General features: G+C 72.8%; 15 protein-coding genes. 6 read left to right on the forward strand and 9 right to left on the reverse strand.

The genetic code is table 11. The features are described from left to right. Positions 1-44 precede the first annotated feature (44 nt). Positions 45-1070, reverse strand: a complete 1026-nt coding sequence (locus tag ACGFR7_RS20085; RefSeq protein ID WP_393320739.1) for a zinc-dependent alcohol dehydrogenase family protein — start codon at positions 1068-1070, stop codon at positions 45-47. 301 nt (positions 1071-1371) lie between these two features. Between ACGFR7_RS20085 and ACGFR7_RS20090 the strand changes: the two genes are divergently transcribed. Both ACGFR7_RS20090 and ACGFR7_RS20095 read left to right on the forward strand, forming a co-directional pair. Then, on the forward strand, positions 1372-1809 hold the full coding sequence (locus ACGFR7_RS20090; RefSeq protein WP_393320742.1) for a hypothetical protein: 438 nt from the start codon (positions 1372-1374) through the stop codon (positions 1807-1809). Between the two features lie 101 nt (positions 1810-1910). Then, positions 1911-2366, forward strand: a complete 456-nt coding sequence (locus tag ACGFR7_RS20095; RefSeq protein WP_393320745.1) for a hypothetical protein — start codon at positions 1911-1913, stop codon at positions 2364-2366. On the opposite strand, the gene ACGFR7_RS20100 is transcribed toward ACGFR7_RS20095, so the two are convergent. Continuing rightward, on the reverse strand, positions 2306-3298 hold the full coding sequence (locus ACGFR7_RS20100; RefSeq protein ID WP_393320747.1) for a hypothetical protein: 993 nt from the start codon (positions 3296-3298) through the stop codon (positions 2306-2308). The two genes, ACGFR7_RS20095 and ACGFR7_RS20100, sit on opposite strands and share 61 nt — an antisense overlap. A 155-nt stretch (positions 3299-3453) precedes the next feature. Then, complete coding sequence (locus ACGFR7_RS20105) at positions 3454-4917, reverse strand: amino acid permease (protein ID WP_393320750.1); 1464 nt, start codon at positions 4915-4917, stop codon at positions 3454-3456. Between the two features lie 718 nt (positions 4918-5635). On the opposite strand from ACGFR7_RS20105, the gene ACGFR7_RS20110 reads away from it, so the two are divergent. Then, a complete protein-coding gene (locus ACGFR7_RS20110) occupies positions 5636-7063 on the forward strand; it encodes an NAD-binding protein (protein ID WP_393320752.1) in 1428 nt (475 codons plus the stop codon). A gap of 131 nt (positions 7064-7194) precedes the next feature. Here the strand turns inward: ACGFR7_RS20110 and ACGFR7_RS20115 are convergent, their stop codons facing one another. The 3 genes from ACGFR7_RS20115 to ACGFR7_RS20125 all read right to left on the reverse strand — a co-directional run bounded on the left by ACGFR7_RS20115 (position 7195) and on the right by ACGFR7_RS20125 (position 13064). After that, complete coding sequence (locus ACGFR7_RS20115) at positions 7195-9672, reverse strand: SpoIIE family protein phosphatase (protein WP_393320755.1); 2478 nt, start codon at positions 9670-9672, stop codon at positions 7195-7197. A 205-nt stretch (positions 9673-9877) separates the two neighbouring features. Next, complete coding sequence (locus ACGFR7_RS20120; protein ID WP_393320758.1) at positions 9878-11509, reverse strand: helix-turn-helix domain-containing protein; 1632 nt, start codon at positions 11507-11509, stop codon at positions 9878-9880. Positions 11510-11870: 361 nt separating this feature from the next. Continuing rightward, complete coding sequence (locus ACGFR7_RS20125; protein ID WP_393320761.1) at positions 11871-13064, reverse strand: acyltransferase family protein; 1194 nt, start codon at positions 13062-13064, stop codon at positions 11871-11873. Positions 13065-14062: 998 nt separating this feature from the next. Between ACGFR7_RS20125 and ACGFR7_RS20130 the strand changes: the two genes are divergently transcribed. The 3 genes from ACGFR7_RS20130 (at position 14063) to ACGFR7_RS20140 (ending at position 18250) form a co-directional block, all read left to right on the forward strand. Continuing rightward, entirely contained in the window at positions 14063-14896 is an 834-nt protein-coding gene (locus ACGFR7_RS20130) for an undecaprenyl-diphosphate phosphatase (protein ID WP_393320764.1), read from the forward strand. Between the two features lie 272 nt (positions 14897-15168). Next, the gene (locus tag ACGFR7_RS20135) at positions 15169-16464 is read left to right on the forward strand and encodes a PP2C family protein-serine/threonine phosphatase (protein ID WP_393320766.1); all 1296 of its coding nucleotides are present in this window, start codon (positions 15169-15171) and stop codon (positions 16462-16464) included. A gap of 448 nt (positions 16465-16912) precedes the next feature. Then, positions 16913-18250: a DUF5685 family protein gene (locus tag ACGFR7_RS20140; protein WP_393321020.1), complete on the forward strand. Its 1338-nt coding sequence runs from the start codon at positions 16913-16915 to the stop codon at positions 18248-18250. Between the two features lie 67 nt (positions 18251-18317). On the opposite strand, the gene ACGFR7_RS20145 is transcribed toward ACGFR7_RS20140, so the two are convergent. The 3 genes from ACGFR7_RS20145 to ACGFR7_RS20155 form a co-directional block, all read right to left on the reverse strand. Beyond that, complete coding sequence (locus ACGFR7_RS20145; protein WP_393320769.1) at positions 18318-19145, reverse strand: hypothetical protein; 828 nt, start codon at positions 19143-19145, stop codon at positions 18318-18320. Beyond that, positions 19145-20416, reverse strand: coding sequence for a VWA domain-containing protein (locus ACGFR7_RS20150; protein ID WP_393320772.1), 1272 nt, complete (start codon positions 20414-20416; stop codon positions 19145-19147). The genes ACGFR7_RS20145 and ACGFR7_RS20150 overlap by 1 nt, the downstream gene beginning before the upstream one ends. 159 nt (positions 20417-20575) lie before the next feature. Next, positions 20576-21754, reverse strand: coding sequence for a MalY/PatB family protein (locus ACGFR7_RS20155; protein WP_393320775.1), 1179 nt, complete (start codon positions 21752-21754; stop codon positions 20576-20578). Positions 21755-21841: the final 87 nt, after the last annotated feature.

A 21841-nucleotide genomic window follows, 5' to 3' on the forward strand; every position in this document is an offset into this window, starting at 1 on the left:
GCCCGGAACGGAGGTACCGGAATGCTTGGCAAGGCGCCAGGGATTCAGGGCGTCAACACGGCGGCGCCCTGCACCCGGTCGGCGGCCAGATCCGTGAGTGCCTGTGGGGCACGGCTCAGCGGGTAGGGGCTGACGGTGACCCGGATGCCGATCCTCGCCGCGGTCGCCAGGAACTCCCGGCCGTCCTGCCGGGTGTTGGCGGTCACGCTGCGCAGATTCCGCTCGTTGAAAAGGTGCCGCTGGTAGTGGAGCGGAGGGATGTCGGTGAGATGGATCCCGGCCACGGCGAGCGTGCCCGCACGGTCGAGCGCCGCCAGCGCCACCGGCACCAGATCGCCCACCGGCGCGAAGAGGATCGCTGAATCCAGCGGTTCGGGAGGGCGGTCGTAGGCATCGCCGGCTGAGGACGCGCCCAGATCTAGGGCGAGTTCACGGGCCTGGGCGGACCGGGTCAGCACATGGACGGTCGCGCCTTCGGCCAGGGCGACCTGCGCGGCCAGATGTGCCGAGGCGCCGAAACCGTAGATGCCGAGCCTGCCGCCGGAGGGCAGTGCGCTGCGGCGCAGCGCGCGATACCCGATGATCCCGGCGCACAGCAGCGGTGCCAGGTGGGCGGCGTCCGCACCGTCCGGGAGCGGATAGGCGAAATCCGCGGGGACCAGAGCCGTATCGGCGAAACCGCCGTCCGCGTCCCAGCCGGTGTACCGGGAGGCCGGACAGAGATTCTCGTGGCCCGCGCGGCAGTACCGGCAGACGCCGCAGGTGCCGCGCAGCCAGGCGCCGCCGGCCCGGTCACCGGTGCGGAACGCCGTCACCGCCTCGCCGGTGGCGACCACGCGGCCGACGATCTCGTGGCCCGGGACGGTCGACGGGCGGTGCGGGGGCAGATCACCCTCCGCCAGATGCAGATCCGTACGGCACACACCGCAGGCCTCCACGCCGAGCAGCAGGTCCCCCGGGCCCGGCTCGGGGGCCGGACGGCGGACGGCGGTCAGCGGCCCGGAGGCCATGGGGCCGGGGCGCCGGACGGCCCAGCCGGAGACCGTGTCCGGGCCTGCAGTGGGGGCCATGTCCCCAGAATGGCGCCCACCGCAGAGGCGGACAAACGGGGCGTCGCCGGGGCCCGGGGCCCGGCGTCGCCGGGACACCGGCGGGTCCTGCGGCCCGGGCCCGGCGTCCGCGCCGTAGGCGTCACCGGCACGGGGCCGGAGCCGACCGGAACCAGGCGTTCACCCCCAGGGGCGGGTGTACGAAGTCCGTGCGTGCGATGACATAGCCGGATCGAGTGGTTTTGTGTTCTCTTGCGGCGTATCGCGAGTGTCCCTTCCGCTTCCAGGGGATCCCCTCCTCGAAGAAGGGTGGGAGAAGCGCATGCGCGACACCGTCGGCACCGGCCGCTTTGCGGCAACCGGTGGCTGGCGTGTGCTGCTCTGCGTCGCGCTGCTGGCGTTACTGCACACCGCACTCACCACCGGCTGCTCCCATGGCCCGGCCTCCGATGCCCACGGCTGCCCTCCGCACGCCGGCGCCCCCGCCGCGCCGGGCCCGGCCGTGCGGACCTGCGTCACGGCGGGACCGCTGCCGGCGTCCACCGGCGGCGGAAAGCATCCCGGCAGCGGCGTCCGCCGCGTGTGCGACGCCTCGGCTTGTCATCTGCGCCATCAGGTCCCCACCGGGGCCGGTGGCAAGGCGCTCGGGGACTCTCCCGTCGCGCAGTTCCTCACCGCGTCGAAGGACGCCTCTTCCGGGGCCGCCGTCACGGCCGCTGCCCCCGCATCGCCACCTCGCGTGTCCGTCCTGCGCTGCTGAGCCGGCCCGGCCGCCTCACCCACCCCACCCCGTCACGGGGCCATGGGGCGAACGCGGTCTGCCGTCATCCGTTCCGGCACTTCCACCGCAGGAGATTTGGCATGCCCCTCGATGTCTATGCCGCTCTCGGCGCGCTCGTCCGCGCGGAGGCCCGACGCACGAAGCCGGTACCCGCGCCCACCCCCGCCGACCACGCCACGACGCAGCAGCCGGCCAGCCCGGCGCCTCCGCCGACCGAACCGCCCGCCGAGCCATCGGCCGAACCGCCCGCCGAGCCGTCGGCTGAGTCGCCCGCCGAACCGCCCGCCGAACCGCCCGCCGAACCGCCCGCCGAGCCGCCGGCCGCCGTCACCGCGGTCCCGTCCTCAGCCCGCAAGGGCCTGTTCCGCAGGATGGTGCACCGGCTGATGGCGTTCTTCGGCCGGGGCCGGCCTGCTGGACCAGGGGCGGAAGGGCGACGCACGGCGCGCGCGACGGGCGCCGGCGGTCCGGAGCGTCACCGACGCCAGGACGGGCCACGCCCCGCGGAACCGCCGTCGGGGTCACCGCTCGCGTAGCGGCCGTGGAAGTGCGAGTACCGCTCCAGCGGGTCGCCGTCCATGCTCCACGGCCAGATGGTCGCCACCCCTCCCGTGGCGCGCAGCGCGGTCCCGGCCTCGGCCGTCCGGCCGGCTTTGATCAGGGCGTAGGCCAGCAGGTTGAGGTCGGCCAGGGCCGTCGCGTGCCGGAGGAACCCCGGGCCCGGCCAGTAGTGCGCGGCCTGGTCGAGAGCCCGGGCGGCGTCGGGGCGCCGCCAGATCTCGCCCGCGCCCAGAGCCGTCATGCCGCCCTCGGCGACCGCCCGCTGGTGGCTGAGGACGAGCGAGGTGAGTTCCAGACCGGCGGCGGGGGCATCGGTCGGCATCAGGGAGCGGACACCGTCGAGCAGGTCCAGCACCAGGGCGCTGGAGCCGCATTCGTCCGGCGAGAGATAGCCCAGGGCCTGCAGATGCGCCTCGCGGTTCCAGGGGTCGCGGGCCTTGATCTCGCGCCAGATGGCTGCCAGTTCCGTGGAGGGGCGCTGCTCCACGCGGAGCGTGGCCAGGTGCACCGTCCACGGGGTGGGGTCGGCGGGCAGCAGCTCGGCGGCGAGCCGGCAGGTCTCGCGGGTGGCGTCCAGGTCGACGGAGGAGCCCTGCTGCCGGGCATGGAGCAGGTCCGACCAGGCGTGGAGCAGCAGCGCGCCATGGTCCTTCGGGCTGTGCTGGCGCCAGATGCCGGGCAGTGACCGCCCCGCCGACCCGGCGAGCACCCCCAGGCGGTGGGCCTTGCGGTCCCAGTCCTCGCCGGCGTCGTTGATCGCGTCCGCCAGCAGCGCCATGACGGCGGTGTCCAGCGAACCGCGGGACCAGCAGGTCTCGACGCGTCGCCGGACCTTCCCCAGGGTCACGTCGTCGAGCTCGGGGACGAGGCGGGGAAGGCTGCCTTTGCGGCGTCTGAACGCGGGCATGGTTTTCGGCGGCCTTCCGGTCGTGGGCTCGTGGGCGGAGAGGAAAGGTGCGTGGCCAGAAGGGTAGTGGCACCGCTGCGCCGTACGGTCGGCGGGTGCGGGGCACCCGCCGACCGTACGGCACGGGGTTCGGTGGCCGTCCGGCCACCCTGTGGCTAGCGGGAAGTGACGGCTGCCTTCTCGGCGGCCCGGCTGCCGAGCCGGTCGCGGACCAGGGAAACCCCGACCACCAGCACGGCGAGGAGCACCGACAGCAGCACCTGGATCCGGCCGCCGCCCTCGCTGTCGTCGGTGAGCATGTAGACCAGCACGAACGAGATCATCGCGATCGTCGCCCAGGTCAGGTACGGGAACAGCCACATCCGGACGACCAGCTTCTCGGGGTTCTCGCGCAGGATGATCCCGCGCATCCGCAGCTGCGAGAAGCAGATGACCAGCCAGACGAAGAGCGCGACCGCGCCCGAGGAGTTCAGCAGGAACTGGAAGACGGTGTCCGGCCACAGGTAGTTGAAGCCGACCGCGATGAAGCCGAAGAGGACGGAGGCGAGGATCGCGGCCTGCGGCACGCCCCGCGAGTTCGTCCGGGCGAAGGCCTTCGGGGCGTCGCCGCGCTGGCCGAGCGAGAAGGCCATCCGGGAGGCGGTGTAGAGGCCGGAGTTGAGACAGGAGAGCACGGCCGTCAGCACGATGACGTTCATGATCTGGCCGGCGTGCGGAATGCCGATCGAGTCGAGGGCCGCGACGTAGGAGCCCTTCTTGGCGATCGAGGGGGCGTTCCACGGCAGCAGGGAGACGACCACGAGGATCGAGCCGAGGTAGAAGATGCCGACCCGCCAGATCACGCTCTTGGTGGCCTTGGTGACCGCGCGCTCCGGGTCCTCGGACTCACCGGCGGCAAGGGTGACGATCTCGCTGCCCATGAAGGAGAAGACGACCATCAGGACGCCGGTGAGAATCGCGGTCGGCCCGTGCGGAAGGAATCCGCCGTGCGAGGTGAGGTTGCTGAAGCCGGTCGCCGCGTTGTGGGAACCGGGCAGTACACCGAATATCGCCAGGCCGCCGAGGACGATGAAGGCCGCGATGGCGACGACCTTGATGCCGGCGAACCAGAACTCGAACTCACCGAACGAGGCGACCGAGGCGAGGTTGGTGGCGGTGAGGACGATCATCACGATCAGCGCCCAGGCCCACTGGGGGACGGCCGGCATCCAACCGGTGAGGATGGCCGCACCGGCGGTCGCCTCCACGGCGAGCACCACGACCCAGAAGAACCAGTACAGCCAGCCGATGGAGAAGCCCGCCCAGCGGCCCAGCGCCCGGTCCGCGTAGGCGGAGAAGGAGCCGGAGGTCGGGTTGGCGGCCGCCATCTCACCGAGCATCCGCATCACGAATACGACCAGCGCGCCGACCAGGGCGTACGACAGCAGGATGCCGGGGCCGGCGGCCGCGATGCCGGAGGCGGAGCCCACGAAGAGACCGGCACCGATGACCCCACCCACGGCGATCATGGACAGATGGCGGTTCTTGAGGCCCGACTGCAGGCCTGACTGCTGCGGGTCCTGCCCGTGCCCCGGGGGAGCGGGCGGAGCGGCCACGGGGTTGGGGGGAGATGTAGTCATCTGCGACATCCATTGAGGGTTGGAGGGGTCATGCACGTGGTGACTGCTGGGATCGCCTCGGTGGCCGGACGCAGGACAGGGCCGGGTGCCCTCAGGCGGCGATCATGGCCCTGACGTAGTACGAGGGCACGACGAGCGGGCCGTGGCCTTCGGATGCCCCGCGCGGATGGGGGAGCGCTGATCGCACCTCCGCGCTGGGGCCCCCTCCTTGTGGGAGGTGAGCCGCATCACGTCCGGATTGGGATTTGCGTAAGCGTATGTGGCGGTGCGCGGCGGCGTATTTGTGAGAGAGGACAAATTCCCCTTCGAGAGCTGTTCGTCAGGCCAATGAAGATTGGCGGAAAAGGGGCTCGCGCTCCGGGGCTATGGGTGGTGGGTGGCTCTCATCTGCCGCTCTCCCTGCCCCTGGCACCGGCCGTCGCGACGACCGCTGGTGCGGGCGGACAACACCCCCGGCGAACCCTTGGTCAGTGGGACAGATGCCTCGGACCGCGGGCGCCCTAGCGTGAGTTCGGCCCTTCCGACGGCCGACGAGCAAGGGGACTCCATGGCCACCCTTCCCTCCGCCCGACCGACCCGTACCGCCCCGCCGCACGCTGTGCCCGCCACCCCATCAGCGGGGGAAGACGGCAGCGGGTCCAGGGACGTAACGCCTGGTGAACCACGCGGTGACGCTTCCGCGGGGGAGCCGCCGGAGCACCGGGCGGGACCGGAGCGTGTGAGGTCCCGGGCCGAAGATGAGGCCGAAGAGCCCGGGACGAACCCGGCCACGAGCGCGGCGGGCCAGGCCCCCGGGACCGTGGTGATCGGGGCGACGACGCTGGCGCGCCGGGTCTGCGCCTCCCTGGAGGAGAGCGGACACCCGGTCGACCACCTCGCCGCACCGGACGACCAGGCCCTGCGCCGGGCGCTCGCCGCACGGCCGGCCGGGGTGGCCGTCCTCGTGGGTGACGACCTGTCCGCACTGCGCTATGCGCTCGCGGTACGCCATGTCTGCGACGCCGTCCGGATCGTGGTCACCGTCTTCGACCGCACCGTGGCGCAGCAGCTCCGGTTGCTGCTGCGCGACTGTGTGCCGGTCTCGCCCGCCGACCTCCTGGCGCCGACGCTGGCCGGACTGTGTGTGGACCCCGACGCCCTGGCCGTATGGGACGACGGGCAGGGTGCGGTGGCGGTCCGGCGGCCCGGGGAACACCTGGTGGAGACGGCGTGGCGGGCGAGCGCGGGCGCCCGGCGGCGCGCGCTGCTCGGGCGGCTGAGGGGGCAGCTGCAGCCGCATGACGCGGACGCCCGCCTGCTGCTCATCGGGCTGCTGGGGATCGTCGCCGTACTGGCCGCGGACTGGATGTGGCTGGTCGGCGTGTTCCACCAGCCGGCCAGCACCGCCTTCCTGGAAGCCGCCCGGGTGGTCGCAGGGGTGGGACCTGCCGCGCCGCATCCCGGCCATCCCGTGTACGAGGTGGTCTCCGCCGTGGCGATGCTGGTGACGGTGGGGTTCACCGCGCTGCTGACCGCGGGCATCGTGGACCGGCTGTTCGGCCCCCGGCTGGTCGGCGTCCTGGGGCCGCGGGTGCTGCCCCGTGCCGGTCACGTCATCGTGGTGGGGCTGGGGCAGGTGGGGCTGCGACTGTGCCAGACGCTGCGCCAGCTGGGGGTGCCCGTCATCGGTGTCGAGCGCGAGCCCACCGCCCCGAACCTGCGCCTCGCCCGGTCGATGGGGATACCCGTGGTGCTGGCGCACGGCGAGGACCGTGCGGTGCTGGCGCGGCTCGGACTGGCGCGGGCACGGGCGCTCGCCGCCGTCGGTTCCCACGAACTGGACAACATCGCCGTCGCGGTCGCCGCCCACGGTGTGGCACCGCAGGTCAGGGTGGTGCTGCGGGCCGGGGAGGACGAGGCGATCGCAGAGACCCGCTCGCTGCTGCCCCTCGGGCTCACCCGCGATATCACCAGGACCAGCGCGGCCTTCGTGGCCGCCCATCTCACGGCCTGCCCGTCCGGCGCCGCGCCCCGACGCGTCGTGGCCGATGCCGACTGCGACTACGTCGACCTGCCGGGGCGCGGTCTCGTCGGCCGGCCCGTCGCGGCCGGGGACGACTGCGGCCATGTCTCCGGCGAGGACGAACGAGTCCCGGCCCACCCCTGAGGCTGAGCCCGGATGCCCGGATGCCCGGATGCCCGGATGCCCGGATGCCCGGATGCCCGGATGCCCGGATGCCCGGATGCCCGGATGCCCGGATGCCCGGATGCCCGGCCCTCCGGACCGGACATCCGGGCTCAGCCTTCCCCGACGGGGGACCCGGCTTCGGACGGCATGCTCTGCTCGGTCCAGATGATCTTGCCGGTGGGGGTGTAGCGGGTGCCCCAGCGCCGGGTGACCTGCGCGACGATGAACAGCCCGCGCCCGCCCTCGTCGGTGGTCCGGGCGTGGCGCAGACGCGGCGAGGTGCTGTTGGCGTCGGAGACCTCGCAGATCAGGGCGTCCTGCCGGATCAGGCGCAGCGTGATCGGTCCGGTGCCGTGGCGGATGGCGTTGGTGACCAGTTCGCTGACGATCAGCTCCGTGGTGAACTGCAGATCGTCCATGCCCCACTCGGACAGCTGCCGCCCGGCGAGAGCACGGGCGCTGCCGACCACGGCCGGGTCGGTGGGCAGGTCCCAGGAGGCGACGTGGTGCGCGTCCAGGGCGTGGGTCCGGGCGAGCAGCAGCGCGGCGTCATCGGACGGCGGTCCGGTCATCAGCGCCTTGACCACATTTCCGCCGATCTCCTTCAGCGTCTGCCCGGGCACCGCGAGGGCGTTGCTCAGCCGGGACAGCCCGACGCCGATGTCCCGGTCGCAGGTCTCGATCAGTCCGTTGGTGTAGAGCGCGATCAGACTGCCCTCGGCCAGTTCCAGTTCGACGGACTCGAAGGGCAGCGTCCCGAGGCCGAGCGGCGGTCCCGCGGGCAGATCGGGGCAGTCCACGGCGCCGCCAGGGCCGACGATCAACGGTGGCAGATGGCTGGCACGTGCCATGCTGCACCGCCTGCTGACCGGGTCGTACACGGCGTACAGGCAGGTGGCCCCCATGAACGTCGAGGCCACGCTCGGGTTCCCGGCGTCCGCCGCCGGGTCGGCGCCCTGCGTCTTCACCAGGCCGATGACCAGGTCGTCCAGCCGAGCCAGCAGCTCATCGGGCGGCAGATCCAGGTTGGCCAGAGTCCGTACGGCGGTACGCAGCCGCCCCATCGTGGCCGCGGCGTTGATGCCGTGGCCGACCACATCCCCCACCACCAGGGCGACCCGCGCCCCGGACAGCGGAATCACATCGAACCAGTCGCCGCCCACGCCGCTCGGCGCGTCCGCGGGGAAGTACCACGACGCCACCTCCAGGGCGGATCCGCCGGTCAGTTCGTGCGGCAGCAGGTTCTGCTGCATCACCCGGGCCGCGGCGCGCTCGCGGGTGAAGCGGCGCGCATTGTCGACGCACACCGCCGCCCGGGCCACCAGCTCCTCGGCGAGCCGGACGTCGTCAGCCACGAAGGGCCCCAGCCGGCGGGAGCGGAAGAACGTCGCCGCGCCCAGGGTGATGCCCCGGGCCCTGACCGGCGCCACCATCACCGAGCGGAAACCGAAGGCGCGGATCACGTCGGCCCGGACCGGGTCCTCGGTGACCCAGGAGCTGGTGGCGAAGTCCAGTACCGGCTCCACGAGGGATTCGCCCTTGAGCAGGCAGCGGGCGATGGGCGACGAGGGGGAGCGCCGGACGGCCTCCCCCACGGCCGGCCCGGCCTCCGGGCATCCCTCGTGCACCGACTGCTGGCCGGAGCGGCGCATGGTGGGGGTGTTGCCGACCGGCCCGGGAACCGGCTCGGCGCCCCGCAGGACCGAATCCAGCAGGTCGACGGCGACGAAGTCGGCGAGCGCCGGCACGGCGACATCGGCCAGTTCCTGTGCGGTCCGGGTGACATCCAGCGTGCTGCCGATCCGCACACTGGCGTCGTTCAGCAGCGCCAGGCGTTCCTGCGCCCGCCAGCGTTCGGTGACGTCGATGACCATGTACCACAGGCCGATGCGCCGGCCCTGGGGATCCTCCAGCCCGAAGAACGACGCCGAGTAGGCGCGCTCCTGGTTGGGGTCCGCGTAAGTGGGGCTGCGGAATTCATAGTCCATCACCGGCGCCCCGGTCTTCAGGACCCGCCGCATCCGCTCCTCGAACGCCTCGGCCTCCAGCTTCGGCAACACCTCCGCCACCCGTTTTCCCAGCCGCCGGTCGAGCGGGATCAGGCGCTCCAGTACCTCGTTGACCCAGACGTACCGCAGACCGGTGTCCAGCACCGCCATGCCGACCGGTGCATGCGCCAGGAACGGTTCGAGCATCAGCTGGTTCACGCCGCCGCCCGGCATCCGCCACTCCTCCAGTGCGAGGACGGACCACCGTTCCTGGCCGATGCGATCGAGAAGCGGCGTGACCTGCACCGCCAGCTGCAGATCCCGGCCGTCCCGGTGACGGGCCGCGACCGACCCGCCCCAGCCGTCCCCCGAACGGCACCACCGGGCCACGGCGGCCACCCGCGCCTCGTCGCCGGGTATCGCCAGCAGCTCCGCCGCGGGACGGTGCAGGATCTCCTCGGCGGGATAGCCGAGCAGCCGCTCCGCCGCCCGGGTCCACGCGATGACCCGCCCCTGTCCGTCCAGTTCGGCCGTGGCCGCCTTCGCCATGTCCCACGCGCGGCCCGACCCGCCCGGCACGGCATTCTCCGAGGTCATCATCGCCAGCCTGTCAGCTCAATGGAGCAATATCGCTTCAATGGAGCAATATCGCCCAGTTTAGGAGAATTGTGGACTAACGGCGGTACGTGCGATCCGGGGGCGGGCGGGGCGCCGACCTCGCAGGCGGTGAGAGCGGCGAGCGGGCACAGCGCGGCCCGGCGGGGAGGGGGACGGGCCGACCGCGGCTCGGCAGTCCTGCTCGCGCTCAGGGGGCGGGCGGCAGCCGCAGCTGCAGCATCGCCAGCAGTCGCTGATCCGGACGGCTGAGGTCGAGGCCGGTCAGATCCTCGGCGCGGCGGATCCGGTAGCGCAACGTGTTGGGGTGCACATGCAGCTCGGTGGCGGCGGCCCGTACGTCGCCGAAGGCGTTCAGATAGGCGAGGACCGACTCGGCCAACTGCCCCTGGCTCCGGCTGTCGTGAGTGACCAGGGCGGTCAGCCGGGGGTCGCGCATCTCCGGGTGCGCGGAGAGCAGCGTCAGCACCTCGCTGACCAGTACCTCGGCCTGGATGTCGGGCAGCGCGGCGACCGTGGTGGCGACGCCGGCGCTCACCATCGCGTCGAGGATCCGGTCCGCCTCCCGCCGTGATTCGGGAACCTCCCCGAGCCCCGGCACGATGCAGCCGACGGAACCGCGCAACGTCATGCCCAGATGCCGGCGCGCGGCCTCGGTGATCGCCTGCCCCCAGCCGCGCAGCGTGCCGGTGTCGATGCTGCGGGGCAGCTGCGGCAGCAGCACATAGATCCGCGCATCGACCTGGGTGACCAGGGCGCTGCGGTGCCGGGCCGCGGTGTGCACCGAGATCAGGTTGCTGACCTCGGAACGGGTCAGCTCCGGCGGGGTGGCCTCGGCGGATCCGTACGAGAAGCCCAGGACGGCGGCCGGGCGGGCCGCGTCCAGCGCCAGGTGGCTCGCCAGCGGCTGCGCCCCGGTACTGCCCTCCAGCAGGCCGGCAGCCAGCGTCCGGGTCAGCGTCAGGTCCGCGGAGAGCTCCCGGCGGCGGCGTACGAGGTGGAGCGCGGCGACCCGGGCCGCCCCCAGCAACGCCTGGTCCGAGTGCTCGGTCAGCGGCACCGAGCCCTCCTGCACCCAGATGGTGCCCAGCTGCCGCTCCCCGGACCGGATCGCCACCGCGAGGCGCCGGCGGATCCCCAGTTCGGGGTGGCTGTCGATACAGATCACCTCGTCGGAGGCGCGCAGCCGCTGGAACACGCCCCACTTCCGCAGCCGCGCCAGATACGCCTCCGGGCCCTGCCAGCCCAGGATGGACAGCCGCCGCAGGTCGTCGACCTCGTCGGAATCGGTGGAGCGGGAGTAGGCCAGCACGCGGTTGGCGGTGTCCTCGATGCTGACGATGCCGCCGGTGAGGACGGCGGTGGTCTGGGCGAGCGAGAAGAGGTCGCCTTCCTCGGGACCCTCGCCGGGGCGTCCCTGCGGCACACTCTCCAACGCCGCGCGGGCCAGCGCGTCCACCTGCTCCCAGCGCGCCTCACTCCGGACGGACAGCAGCGCGATGCCCGCCTCGACGGCGGTCGCGCTGAGCGCCGCGGCCTGTCCGGGGGTGTCCAGCTTGACCGCGACGGCGGCGGCACCGTCACGCCCGCCGGCCCGCAGCGCGGGAAATGCGGCGCGGCCGCGGGCGCCTATGGCGAGCACCAGCTCACCGGGGTGGGTGATCGGCGGATCCTCGGGGTCCAGCAGCGCGACGCTGCGGATTTCGACGTCCAGCCCGGCGGGCGCGGCCTGCAACTCCACCAGGGGCTCACCCAGCGACATCAGCAGTTGGCGCAGGCTGATCCCGGTCGGGGGTGGCGATGCCGCCGCGGCTGGTTCCATGGCCGGCGCCTCTGCTGGATCCAGGTGGCCTGGGCTCGTGGGGCTGCTGGCCATCTTGCAGGCACTTCCGATCACGTCACATCAGCATTCGGCCGGCCCCGAGGTGAGCCACCACCGCACGTATGAGCTACGTCAACAGTACTGATGCTATCCGCCGGGGCCATGGGTGCCATGGGTGCCATGGGTGCCATGGGTGCCACGGGTGCCCTCGGGGTCACCGGAGCCCCGGCCGCTTGCCCCCTGAGCCCCCGGCCCACCGCCCCGGCCCCCGGCCCCCGGCACTGCGGGTGTGGGGCCGGGTGGCCTGAGGTGAACCGGCAGGGGGCGTCCACTGCTCGTCAGCCCCGCCCCTCATCCCTCGTCAGGGCGTACGGCCCGGCCGGGCGCCGAGCGGCGACTCCTTTCTGAAGGCCCACGTCATCTTCGGCTCCATGACGAAGCGCAGGGCGCGCTGGACCGGTGGGGTGCACAGCAGCGTCACGATCACCGCGGCGAGGAGCGTGATGGCGATGGCGCCCCACGGGGTGTGGACCCAGTCGGCGTCGTACCAGTCCCACCAGCGGGAGGCCTTGGCCAGGAAGCCGTGCAGCAGGTAGCCGTACAGCGTGCCGGCGCCCAGTACGGTGCACCACGTCCGGCGGCCGGGCACCCAGGCCAGGAAGCAGGCCGTGAGGACCAATGAGCAGCCGAACATGGCCAGTTGCATCAGGACCCCGCACCACCACGGCACCCCCAGATGCTGTGCGCTGTCGGTGTGGTAGAACCATGCGTCGTTCATGCGCGGCACGGCCCAGTAGGCGAAGGCCAGCCCGGCCACGAGGACGGGCACCGCGGCCAGCCGCATCGCCCGGCGGCGCACGAGCTGGAAGTGTTCCGGTTTCAGGCACATGCCCAGGACGAAGAACGGCAGGAACTGCAGGACCCGCTGCAGGTCCAGGCCGCTGCCGAGATCCGGGGAAACCGAGGCCGCCAGGGCGATCGCCAGGGCCAGGGGCACCGGCCACCGGACGATCCGCCACAGCGGGGCGGTGAGCCGCCAGAGGAACAGGGCGACCAGGAACCAGGTGAGGAACCACGGGTCCGTCAGGTCGACCGAGAAGTCCGGCAGGTCACCGGCCCAGTACCGGAACACCGCGTAGGCCGTCTGGAAGACGATGTACGGGACGGCGACGCCGGTGACCAGCCGCTCCAGCTGGTTCCGCCGCATATCGAAACTGCGGGAGAAGTACCCGGATATGACGGTGAATGCGGGCATGTGGAACGCGTAGACGAAGATGTAGAGCGCGGCCGCACTCCGGCTGCCGGCGTACAGCGGTTCCCAGGCGTGGCCCAGTGCCACCAGCACGATCGCCAGGTACTTGGCGTTGTCGAAGAACGCGTCGCGGTGCTTCGCCGGGGGCGGCGGCGCCGACTCGCCCTGGGTGCCGCCCGGGGCGCGGGCAAGGGATCGGGCGGGAGAGCGAGTGGGGACAGCGGCCCGCTCGGCGGAGGACGGCTGATCGTCGTCCTGCAAGGCGGAGGCGGTGGCGGAGGAGGAGTGGGAGAGCGGGGTCACGACACGGCCTCCCAGCGGTCGGTCGGCCGCCGGGCCCTTCTCGCCGTGGTGGTGGGGGTGCTCACTGTGACGATCGTGGTAAGCGGCATCCTGGCTCCTCATGTGTGCTGGTGCGGGACGAGTGGAGGACCCTACCGGGGCTGGGTGGCGCTCCTGGTGTGAGCCGGCGGGAGCCGGTGGCCCACAATGCTGTGGGAACCTTCGCCTCCCGGAGCGTCCGCGGGCCGGGAGGTGTGCCCGCAGGGGCGACGGTGTGCCTGCGCCTGCGCCTCGGCCATGGGACGGGCCCCCTCCTGGTCGTCTACAGTGTTGTAGACCATCTGGCACTCTAGACACCGGGGCGCGCGCGACGCATCCCGACCCATCACGGGAGGGGCTGACGACATGGCGCGGTGCCCGGGTGCCCGCCCTTCTGTACGTCGCCGGTCATGGGCACCGTTCATCCGTACCGAATCCCGGCCGCCATCTGCCACCCGGGCCCGTCACCATGGCCGTTGCTCTCCTGCTCCCGTTACCGCCGGCTCCGCTCGCACAGGCTCGGTTCCCGCCGGCCCTGCTCGCGCAGGCTCGGTTCCCGCCGGCCCTGCTCGCACAGGCTCGGTTCCCGCCGGCTCTGTCCGTGCCGACCCCGCTCGCACCGGCCCTGTTCGCACCGGCCGCGCTCGCACCGGTCCCGTTCGCACCGGTCCCGTTCTCCGACCGTACGCACCGCCTCACCCGCCCGCCGGGCCGCTGCCGCGCCGGCCCGCCGCGCCCTTCGCTTCGGCCCGACGGCACGACCACCAGTACAGTCGCCTCACCGGCCGGTGCACCGCGGCATACGTGTGTCCCGGTGATGCCGGTTCGGCCGGGGCGACCCGCCCCGGCCGAACCGGGAGCACCGACGAGGGTGCCGGTGCTCCCTCGTCCCCGCTGCGCCCCCGGCCGCGGGACCCCACGCCCACCGCACCGCGGCGCACCCGCGCCGGACGTCCACCCCATCCCCAGAAATGGATCCCATGAGCGCGATCAGCATCGGCCAAGCCGTCGTCCTCGGAGCCGTCGAGGGGGTGACGGAATTCCTTCCGGTCTCCTCCACCGGCCACCTCAAGATCGCCGAAGGCCTGATGGGCATCCCCGTCAACGACAAGACCGTCGTCGCCTTCTCCGCGGTCATCCAGGTCGGCGCGATCGCCGCGGCGCTCGTCTACTTCTTCAAGGACATCGTGCGCATCGTGGGTGCGTGGTTCCGCGGGCTGCGCAATCGCGAGGAGCGCTACCACCACGACTACAAGTTCGCCTGGTGGGTGATCTACGCCACCATCCCCATCGTCGTCGTCGGCCTGGCGGCCAAGCCCCTGATCGAAGGTCCGCTCGCCTCCCTGTGGGTGGTGGCCGGGTCGCTGATCATCGGTAGCGGGGTGATGTGGGCGGCGGACCAGATGGGCCGGCACAAGCGCGGTGAGGACGACACCTCGTTCAAGGACGCCATGTGGGTCGGCTGCTCCCAGATCCTCGCCCTCCTCTTCCCGGGCTTCTCCCGCTCCGGCGCGACGATGTCCACCGCCCTCATCCTCGACCTGGAGCGCGTCGCGGCCACCCGCCTCTCCTTCTTCCTCGGCATCCCGGCCCTCACCGGAGCCGGCATCTACGAGCTGAAGGACGCCATCGGCACCGGCGCCGCCGTCGCGCCACTGGCCATCGGCACCGTCGTCTCCTTCGCCGTTGCCTATGCCTCCATCTCCTGGCTGCTGAAGTTCGTGGCCAAGCACTCCTTCAACTCCTTCGTGATCTACCGGATCCTCGTCGGCGCGCTCCTCTTCGGCCTGCTGGGCATGGGCGTCCTTTCCTGACGACCGCCGGCTCTGACGACCGCCGGCTCTGACGACCGCCGGCTCTGACGACCGCCGGCTCTGACGACCGCCGGCTCTGACGACCGCCGCGGTCCCGTCGCGGTCCCGTCGCGGTCCCGCCGCGGCTCCGATGCCCGACGAGCCGCCGGGGAGCCTCGGCCGCACGGAGGACCGGCACCGCGGCCGCGGCGGGCCGTGCGGCCGCACGGCGCCGGCCCGGCAGATCATGGCCGGGGCGCGCAGCGGGCGGGCCGCGGCGCTCTGGAGGTGCCTTGTCGAACGAGGATGACCCGGACCGGAACCGGGACCGGGACGCCGCCGGCCACGCGGACCTGACGGCCCGTCTGCGCACGGTGGAAGAAGCCGCCGAACGCATCGGCACCACCCTGGACGAGCAGACCACCTGCGCCGAGTTGTCCCGGATCCTGTGCCGGCACCTGTGCGACGCCGCCGCGGTGGACCTGCTCGACGAGGAAGGCACCGGCGCGCGGTCCCGCTCCCCGGCAGCGCTGCGCCGCGTGGCGACGGCAGGCCTGGTCAAGGTGCTGGAAGCGCGGCTCCCTGACGAGGACCCGGAGCGGCCTGACGGGGGGGCACTCCCCATGCGTGCGCTGGCCGAGGGGCGTCCCGTCACCGCGACGGCAACCCTGCCCGGCGGCCGCTCGGCCGGGGCGCTCTCGGCGCCGCTCCGCGCGGACGGCCGCCGCTACGGCGCACTGCTGGCCCTGCGCGCAGGCGGCAGTTTCACGGCGGACGAGACCGACACGGTGCACTTCCTGGCACGTCTCACAGCCGGGCGGCTCGCGCACGCCCGCCGCTATGCCGCGGTGCAGCGCACGGCGATGGACCTCCAGCGGGCGCTCCTCGCGGAGCCGGGCAAGCCGCATCCCAACCTCGAACTCGCCACCCGCTATCTGCCCTCCGGCAGCAGCGCCCTGGTCGGCGGCGACTGGTTCGAGACGGTACGGCTCCACTACGGACGCACCCTGCTCGTCATGGGCGACGTCATGGGACACGGACTCGATGCGGCCGTCGACATGAACGCCTACCGCTCCCACCTGCGCTATGTCGCCTCGACCGATCTGCCGCCCCATCGCGTCCTGCGTCAGCTCGACACCGCCGTGGCCGGGGACGAGGCCCGCCGTCCGGCGACCTGTCTGCTGGCCCGGGTCGATCCGGCGCGCGGCATCGCCGCGTTCGCCAGCGCGGGCCATCTGCCTCCGGCGGTGTTCAGCCGCGAGGGCGTGGCCGGCCTCGTCGAGGTGCCCGTCGGCCCGCCTCTGGGTACCGGGGCAGGGGGCTACGAACTCGTCACCCGCACCCTCACGTCCGAGGAGACGCTGCTGATGTTCACCGATGGTCTCGTCGAGCGGCGCGGCGAGGACATCGACGTCTCGCTCTCCCGGCTGGCCCGGATACGGCTGCCCGCCGGAGCGGGGGTGACGCAGGTGCTCGACGAGGTCCTGCTCCGCCTCGACGGCCTGCATGCCGAGGACGATGTCGCCGTCCTCGCCGCGCGGCTGCGCCACCACCCCGGGACGGGGGCCGCCGCGCCGGTGGAGCTCTGACGCCGCACACCTGACGCCGCACACCTGACGCCGGCCCCCTGACACCGTCACCCCTTTCCTTCCCGACGTATCCCAAAGCCGGTTGAACGCCCCCGGGATGCTGTCCGTACAAAGGGGTGTGCCGCGGGATTTCCCCGATTCCCGGCCCGGCCCGGCCTTCTTGTGGACCCGGGCCCCGCGGCCGCTCCGCCGGTGTTTCCCCTGGCACCGCGGAGCGGCCGCCTTCACCGCCGCGCGGTCCGGGCCCGGACCGGTCCGGCGACCGGCCCACCGGCCCACCGCCACCATCGACGTCCTCGTGACGGGACCTCAGGTACCACCCGGCCTCCACTGCCTCCCCCTGGGGTGTGTGTCCAGGTCAACGGCACACTCGGTACGATTCCTGCCGCTGCCGGCCTGCGCCGACCAAGGCCGGTCCATGCCGACGTCTTACGGGGGTTTCTTCCACATGTTCGGAATCGTCAGGCCCTGCACCCATCGCCTGTCACAAGGACTCAAGGCGGAGTGGATGGCCCATCTGTGCGGCCTCTGTCTCGCGCTGCGCGGCGACCACGGGCAGTTCGCCCGGGTCGTCACGAACTACGACGGGCTGATCATCTCCGTGCTGACGGACGCTCAGTCCGGTCCCGTGCAGACCCGCCGCCGTACCGCGGGGCCCTGCCCGCTGCGGGGTATGCGTACCGCATCGGTGGCGCAGGGGGAGGGTGCGCGCCTCGCGGCATCCGTGTCCCTCGTGCTCGCCTCGGCGAAGATACGCGACCATGTCGCCGACGGGAACGGAGCGTTGCGCCGCCGGCCGGTGGCCGCCGCCGCGCGCAGGGTCGCCGCGGGATGGGACCGGGCCGGGGCGCGCACCGGCGCCACCCTCGGCTTCGACACCGCCGTACTCGTCGACGCGGTCGACCGGCAGCTGGGCATCGAGGAGCTGGCCGGGCCCGGGACGCCACTGACGTTCATCACCGAGCCGACCGAGACGGCGACCGCCGCGGCCTTCGCCCACACCGCGGTGCTCGCGGGCCGGCCGGGCAACGCCGGGCCGCTGGCCGAGGCCGGCCGGTTCTTCGGGCGGCTGGCCCATCTCCTCGACGCCGTGGAGGACCGTGCGGCGGACGCCGCCGAGGGCGCCTGGAACCCGCTCGCCGCCACGGGCGCCACCCTCGCACAGGCCCGCCGGTTGTGTGACGACGCGCTGCACGGCATCCGTCTCGCACTGCGCGACGTGGAGTTCGCCGACCCCGCCCTGGTGCATGTGCTGCTGGTCCACGAACTGCGCCGCTCGGTGGACCGCGCCTTCGGCACGGCCACCTGCTCCCACCAGGGGCACAGCGCGCCGGGGCCGTACGACGGCCAGGGCGGCAACCCGTACCGAAACGGCGGGTCTTCCCCGTACGGGCAGCCTCCCCGGTACGGCCAGTCACCGGCCGGCGGCGGCCCGTACGCCCATGGACAGCAGCAGCTGAACGGACCTCAGAACCCTTACGGCGGAGGTCCGGCGGGTCCCGGCGGTCCGACCGGCGGCCACGGCGGCCACGGCGGGGGCGAGGGCGGGATGCCGCACGTCCCGCAGCAGCCGAAGAAGCCGCGCGGCTTCCTCGCCGGCTGTGCGGTCGCCATCGGACTGTGCTGCACCTGCAAGCTCTGCTGCGCGGAGGAGTACGAAGGACCGTGGTCGCGCAAGAAGCGCGAGGGGTGCTGCCAGAACTGCGATTGCTGTGACGGCTGCAGTTGCTGTGAGTGCTGTGAGTGCTGCGAATGCTGTGAATGTCTCAGCTGCGGCAGCTGCTGAACCCTGACGGTTCCGGATACCCGCCGGGGGCGGGCCACGGCTCGTGCCATGGCCGCCCCCGGGCCGGTCAGGCGCCCGGTGGCACCCGCGACGGGCGTCCCGAGCCCCCGGTGAAGCGGTAGCCGGCGATGCCACCCAGGGCAGCGAGCAGTCCGCCCGCCGCGGTCCAGATCCAGCGGTCGGACCACCCGCCGGACGACCAGCCGCCGTCCGGCTCGCCCAGGGCGGCGGGCTTCCCCGGCGCGGTGCTCTCCTGGGCCTGCGGTGTGGCGGTGGAGGCGCCGGGCACCAGGGGAGCGGCGAGCGTGCCGTCCACGTCGTGGGCGCCGCCCGTGTCGTCGAGGGCGGCGTCGACCTCGGCGTGCACCGGCAGACCGAGGTCGTCCTTGGGCAGGTCGACCACTGTCAGGCGTACGTAATAGCTGCCCGGCAGGGGATCGTTCGCCCACGGTTCGGTCCAGGCGCGGACCGTGCGCAGCGTGCAGGACAGCTCGACGGAACCCGCGTCCCGCGCCGCCGCCCTGGTTCGGGCGCCGTACTGGCACGCCTGGCGGCGGCGCAGCCCGTCATAGACATCGAGCTGCCAGGTGGCCGTGCCGTGCCGGGCGCTCTGCGGGAGGGTCACCTTGGCCTTGACGGTGGCGCGCTGCCCGGCGTCCACGGGCAGTACCCAGTAGAGGTAATCGCCTGTGGACGCATCGGCCGTGGCCCGCTGGTCCGGTGTGATGGCGGTCGCCGTACGGAACGAGGTACCGGCCTCGGTCGGGGCCGGCGCCTCCCCGTCCGTGCTGGTGCTCGGGCTGGGGGAGGGGCTGTCGGCGAAGGCCGTTCCCGCTGTGCCGAAGAGGGCGGCACCCGCCAGCACAGCGGTCGTCAGGGTGCGTAGGGTGCGCATCAGTTGGTCCTCCAGACGGTCACGCGCCAACGGGAGATCCAGCCCCACAGCAGGCCGGCGATCAGCCCCGTGAGAGCCAGCGAGACCAGCAGCCACCAGCCGTGTCCGAGACCGAAGAAGGCCGCGTCGGAGGCGTCATCGGGCCCGTCCACCAGGTCCACGGTCAGCTCGACGGGCAGGCCGGGGTCGGTCTTGACCGAGGCGGGCGCCGAGAAGGAGTTGCTGACCTGCAGACAGACGGTCTCCGCCGCGGATTCGTCGTCATCCGAGGAGGCGAGCGGCGCCTTCGGGTAGCGCAGCCCGGAGGAGATCACATCGGTACGGCCGTCGCCGGCCTCCGCGCCGCGGACGATCTCCCTGCCGTGCACCGTGGAGGCCCGCAGCAGGACTCCGTAGTCGTTGTTGACCGCACGGTCGGCGGCGATGCTCACCGAGGCCCGCAGCTCCTGGCCGGGCCGCACGTCCACCCGGTACCAGCGGTGCTCGGCGAACTTCTCACGGTCGGTGTAGAGGCCGGGCTTGAGCTGCGGGGCGCCGGTGCACTGCCGGCCCCCCTCGGTCGCCACCGGGGTGACCACCGGACGGGCGGCGCGGTCCACCAACTGGTGCACCCGGTCCCGCAGTTCCTTGGTGTGCTGTACCGAGGTGTAGGTGCCGCCGGTCGCCTCGGCGATACAGCTCAGCTGGTTGCGGGTCTTGGCGTCCGGCAGCAGACCGAGGGTGTCGACGGTGAGATGGATGCCCTTGGCGGCGATGTCCCGCGCCACCTGGCAGGGGTCGAGCGGGGCGCAGGTGTCCTCGCCGTCCGTGATGAGGACGATCCGGCGGGAGGCGTCGCCGCCCTTGAGGTCGTCGGCCGCGCCCAGCAGAGCCGGCCCGATGGGCGTCCAGCCGGTGGGGCTGAGTGTCGCCACCGCGGTCTTCGCCTCGGTCCGGTTCAGCGGTCCGACCGGGTAGAGCTGCCGGGTGTCCTTGCAGCCGACTTTCCGGTCCTCGCCGTGGTAGTTGGCGCCGAGGGTGCGTATACCGAGCTGGACCTCGTCCGGTACGGCGTCCAGCACCTCGTTGAACGCCTGCTTCGCGGCGGCCATCCGGCTCTGGCCGTCGATGTCACGTGCCCGCATCGAGCCGCTGACATCGAGCGTCAACTCGACTTTGGGGGAAGGCTTGGCGTCCGGTTCATCGGCGCCGGCAGGTGTGGGGGCGAGCGCGAGGGTCATCGCGGCCAGCAGGCCGCACACCCCGGCCGCCAGCCGTTTTCTTGTGATCATCGCCGGATCGTATGGAGAAAGTCCCCGCATTCCAAAAATGACCCCTCAAATGCGGTGCGGGCAAGGGGCGGTGGGGTGGTGGCCGGCCGCGCGGACCGCCGTCCGATCTCCGTACGGCGGCGGGGGGAGGGGCGTACGGAGCGCCGCCCGGTGCCGTGGTCAGGCCAGCGCGACGGCCATCCGCCGTACGGCCTCGGTCAGCAGCTCGGGCGAGGTCGCCAGGTTGAGCCGGACGTGACCGGCGCCGCCGGTGCCGAAGCCGGCACCGGGGCTGAGCGCGACCCTGCCGCGGGCGAGGAAGACCGCGGCGGGATCGTCGCCGAGGCCGAGCGGGCGGCAGTCGAGCCAGGCGAGATAAGTTCCGGCGGCGGGGCGGTAGCGGACCGCGGGAAGCTGTTCGGCCAGCAGGCCGTCGAGCAGCCGGCGGTTGTCGTCGAGGCCGCGGAGCACCGCGTCGAGCCAGTCGCCGCCGTCCCGCAGGGCGGCCGTGTGGGCGATGATGCCGAGGTGGCTGGGGCCGTGGCTGACCTCTTCCGGGATGCGGGCCAGATCGTCGGCAGCGGCGGGCCCGGCCAGGGCGAGCGCGGCCTTGAGACCGGCCAGGTTCCAGGCCTTGGACGCCGACATCAGCGACAGACCGCTCTCCGCCCCGGGCACGCTCAGGTAGGGCACGAACCCGGCGTCCGGGGAAACCACCGGGGCATGGATCTCGTCGGCGACGACCCGTACGCCGTACCTGCCGGCGAGCGCGGCGACCGCGGACAGTTCCCCGGCGCCGTGCACCGTGCCGGTGGGATTGTGCGGGCTGCACAGCAGGTACGCGGCGCGACCCCCTTCCGCGACGGCGTGCCGGAACGCTCCCTCCAGCGCGGCGAAATCGATCCGCAGGTCCGCACCCAGCGGCGCTTCCACCACGCGCCGGTCCATATGCGTCACGAACTGGTAGAACGGCGGATAGACGGGGCAGTTGACGACCACCGGGTCTCCCGGCCCGGTGAGCAGCTTCAGCACCTCGACGATGCCCAGCATCACATCGGGCACGATCGCCGTACGCTCCACCACGAGCCCGTCCCAGCCCCATCGCCTCCGCGCGAAGCCGGCCAGCGCCCGGGCGTACGCCGTGCCCGCCGGGTAGCCGGTGTCGCCGAGCGCGACCGCATCCGTGATCGCCGCGGCGACCGGTTCCGCCAGCGGCACATCCATCTCCGCCACCCACAGCGGCAGCACATCGTCCGGATAGGTACGCCACTTCATGCTCGTACGCCGCCGCAGTGCGTCGAGGGAGAGCCGGCGCAGCGGGTTGGGGTCGGCGGGGGTGGCATGCGGCACGGGATCCATGGAGCCAAAATAGGCACGTTGCCCGGCGGAGGGCAGGGGGCGAGCACTCGCCGGCCTCGACCGGGGGCGTGGACGCCGGGCCAGGAC

It is taken from the genome of Streptomyces sp. NPDC048516, from assembly GCF_043199875.1.
Lineage (GTDB): Bacteria > Actinomycetota > Actinomycetes > Streptomycetales > Streptomycetaceae > Streptomyces.

Bases quoted from the DNA above. Each gene is read 5' to 3' on its own strand.
- ACGFR7_RS20085 (WP_393320739.1), bottom strand. From the start codon at position 1,070: ATGGCCCCCACTGCAGGCCCGGACACGGTCTCCGGCTGGGCCGTCCGG.
- ACGFR7_RS20150 (WP_393320772.1), bottom strand. From the start codon at position 20,416: ATGATCACAAGAAAACGGCTGGCGGCCGGGGTGTGCGGCCTGCTGGCC.
- ACGFR7_RS20115 (WP_393320755.1), bottom strand. From the start codon at position 9,672: ATGATGACCTCGGAGAATGCCGTGCCGGGCGGGTCGGGCCGCGCGTGG.
- ACGFR7_RS20100 (WP_393320747.1), bottom strand. From the start codon at position 3,298: ATGCCCGCGTTCAGACGCCGCAAAGGCAGCCTTCCCCGCCTCGTCCCC.
- ACGFR7_RS20120 (WP_393320758.1), bottom strand. From the start codon at position 11,509: ATGGAACCAGCCGCGGCGGCATCGCCACCCCCGACCGGGATCAGCCTG.
- ACGFR7_RS20155 (WP_393320775.1), bottom strand. From the start codon at position 21,754: ATGGATCCCGTGCCGCATGCCACCCCCGCCGACCCCAACCCGCTGCGC.
- ACGFR7_RS20090 (WP_393320742.1), top strand. From the start codon at position 1,372: ATGCGCGACACCGTCGGCACCGGCCGCTTTGCGGCAACCGGTGGCTGG.
- ACGFR7_RS20145 (WP_393320769.1), bottom strand. From the start codon at position 19,145: ATGCGCACCCTACGCACCCTGACGACCGCTGTGCTGGCGGGTGCCGCC.
- ACGFR7_RS20095 (WP_393320745.1), top strand. From the start codon at position 1,911: ATGCCCCTCGATGTCTATGCCGCTCTCGGCGCGCTCGTCCGCGCGGAG.
- ACGFR7_RS20130 (WP_393320764.1), top strand. From the start codon at position 14,063: ATGAGCGCGATCAGCATCGGCCAAGCCGTCGTCCTCGGAGCCGTCGAG.
- ACGFR7_RS20105 (WP_393320750.1), bottom strand. From the start codon at position 4,917: ATGACTACATCTCCCCCCAACCCCGTGGCCGCTCCGCCCGCTCCCCCG.
- ACGFR7_RS20140 (WP_393321020.1), top strand. From the start codon at position 16,913: ATGTTCGGAATCGTCAGGCCCTGCACCCATCGCCTGTCACAAGGACTC.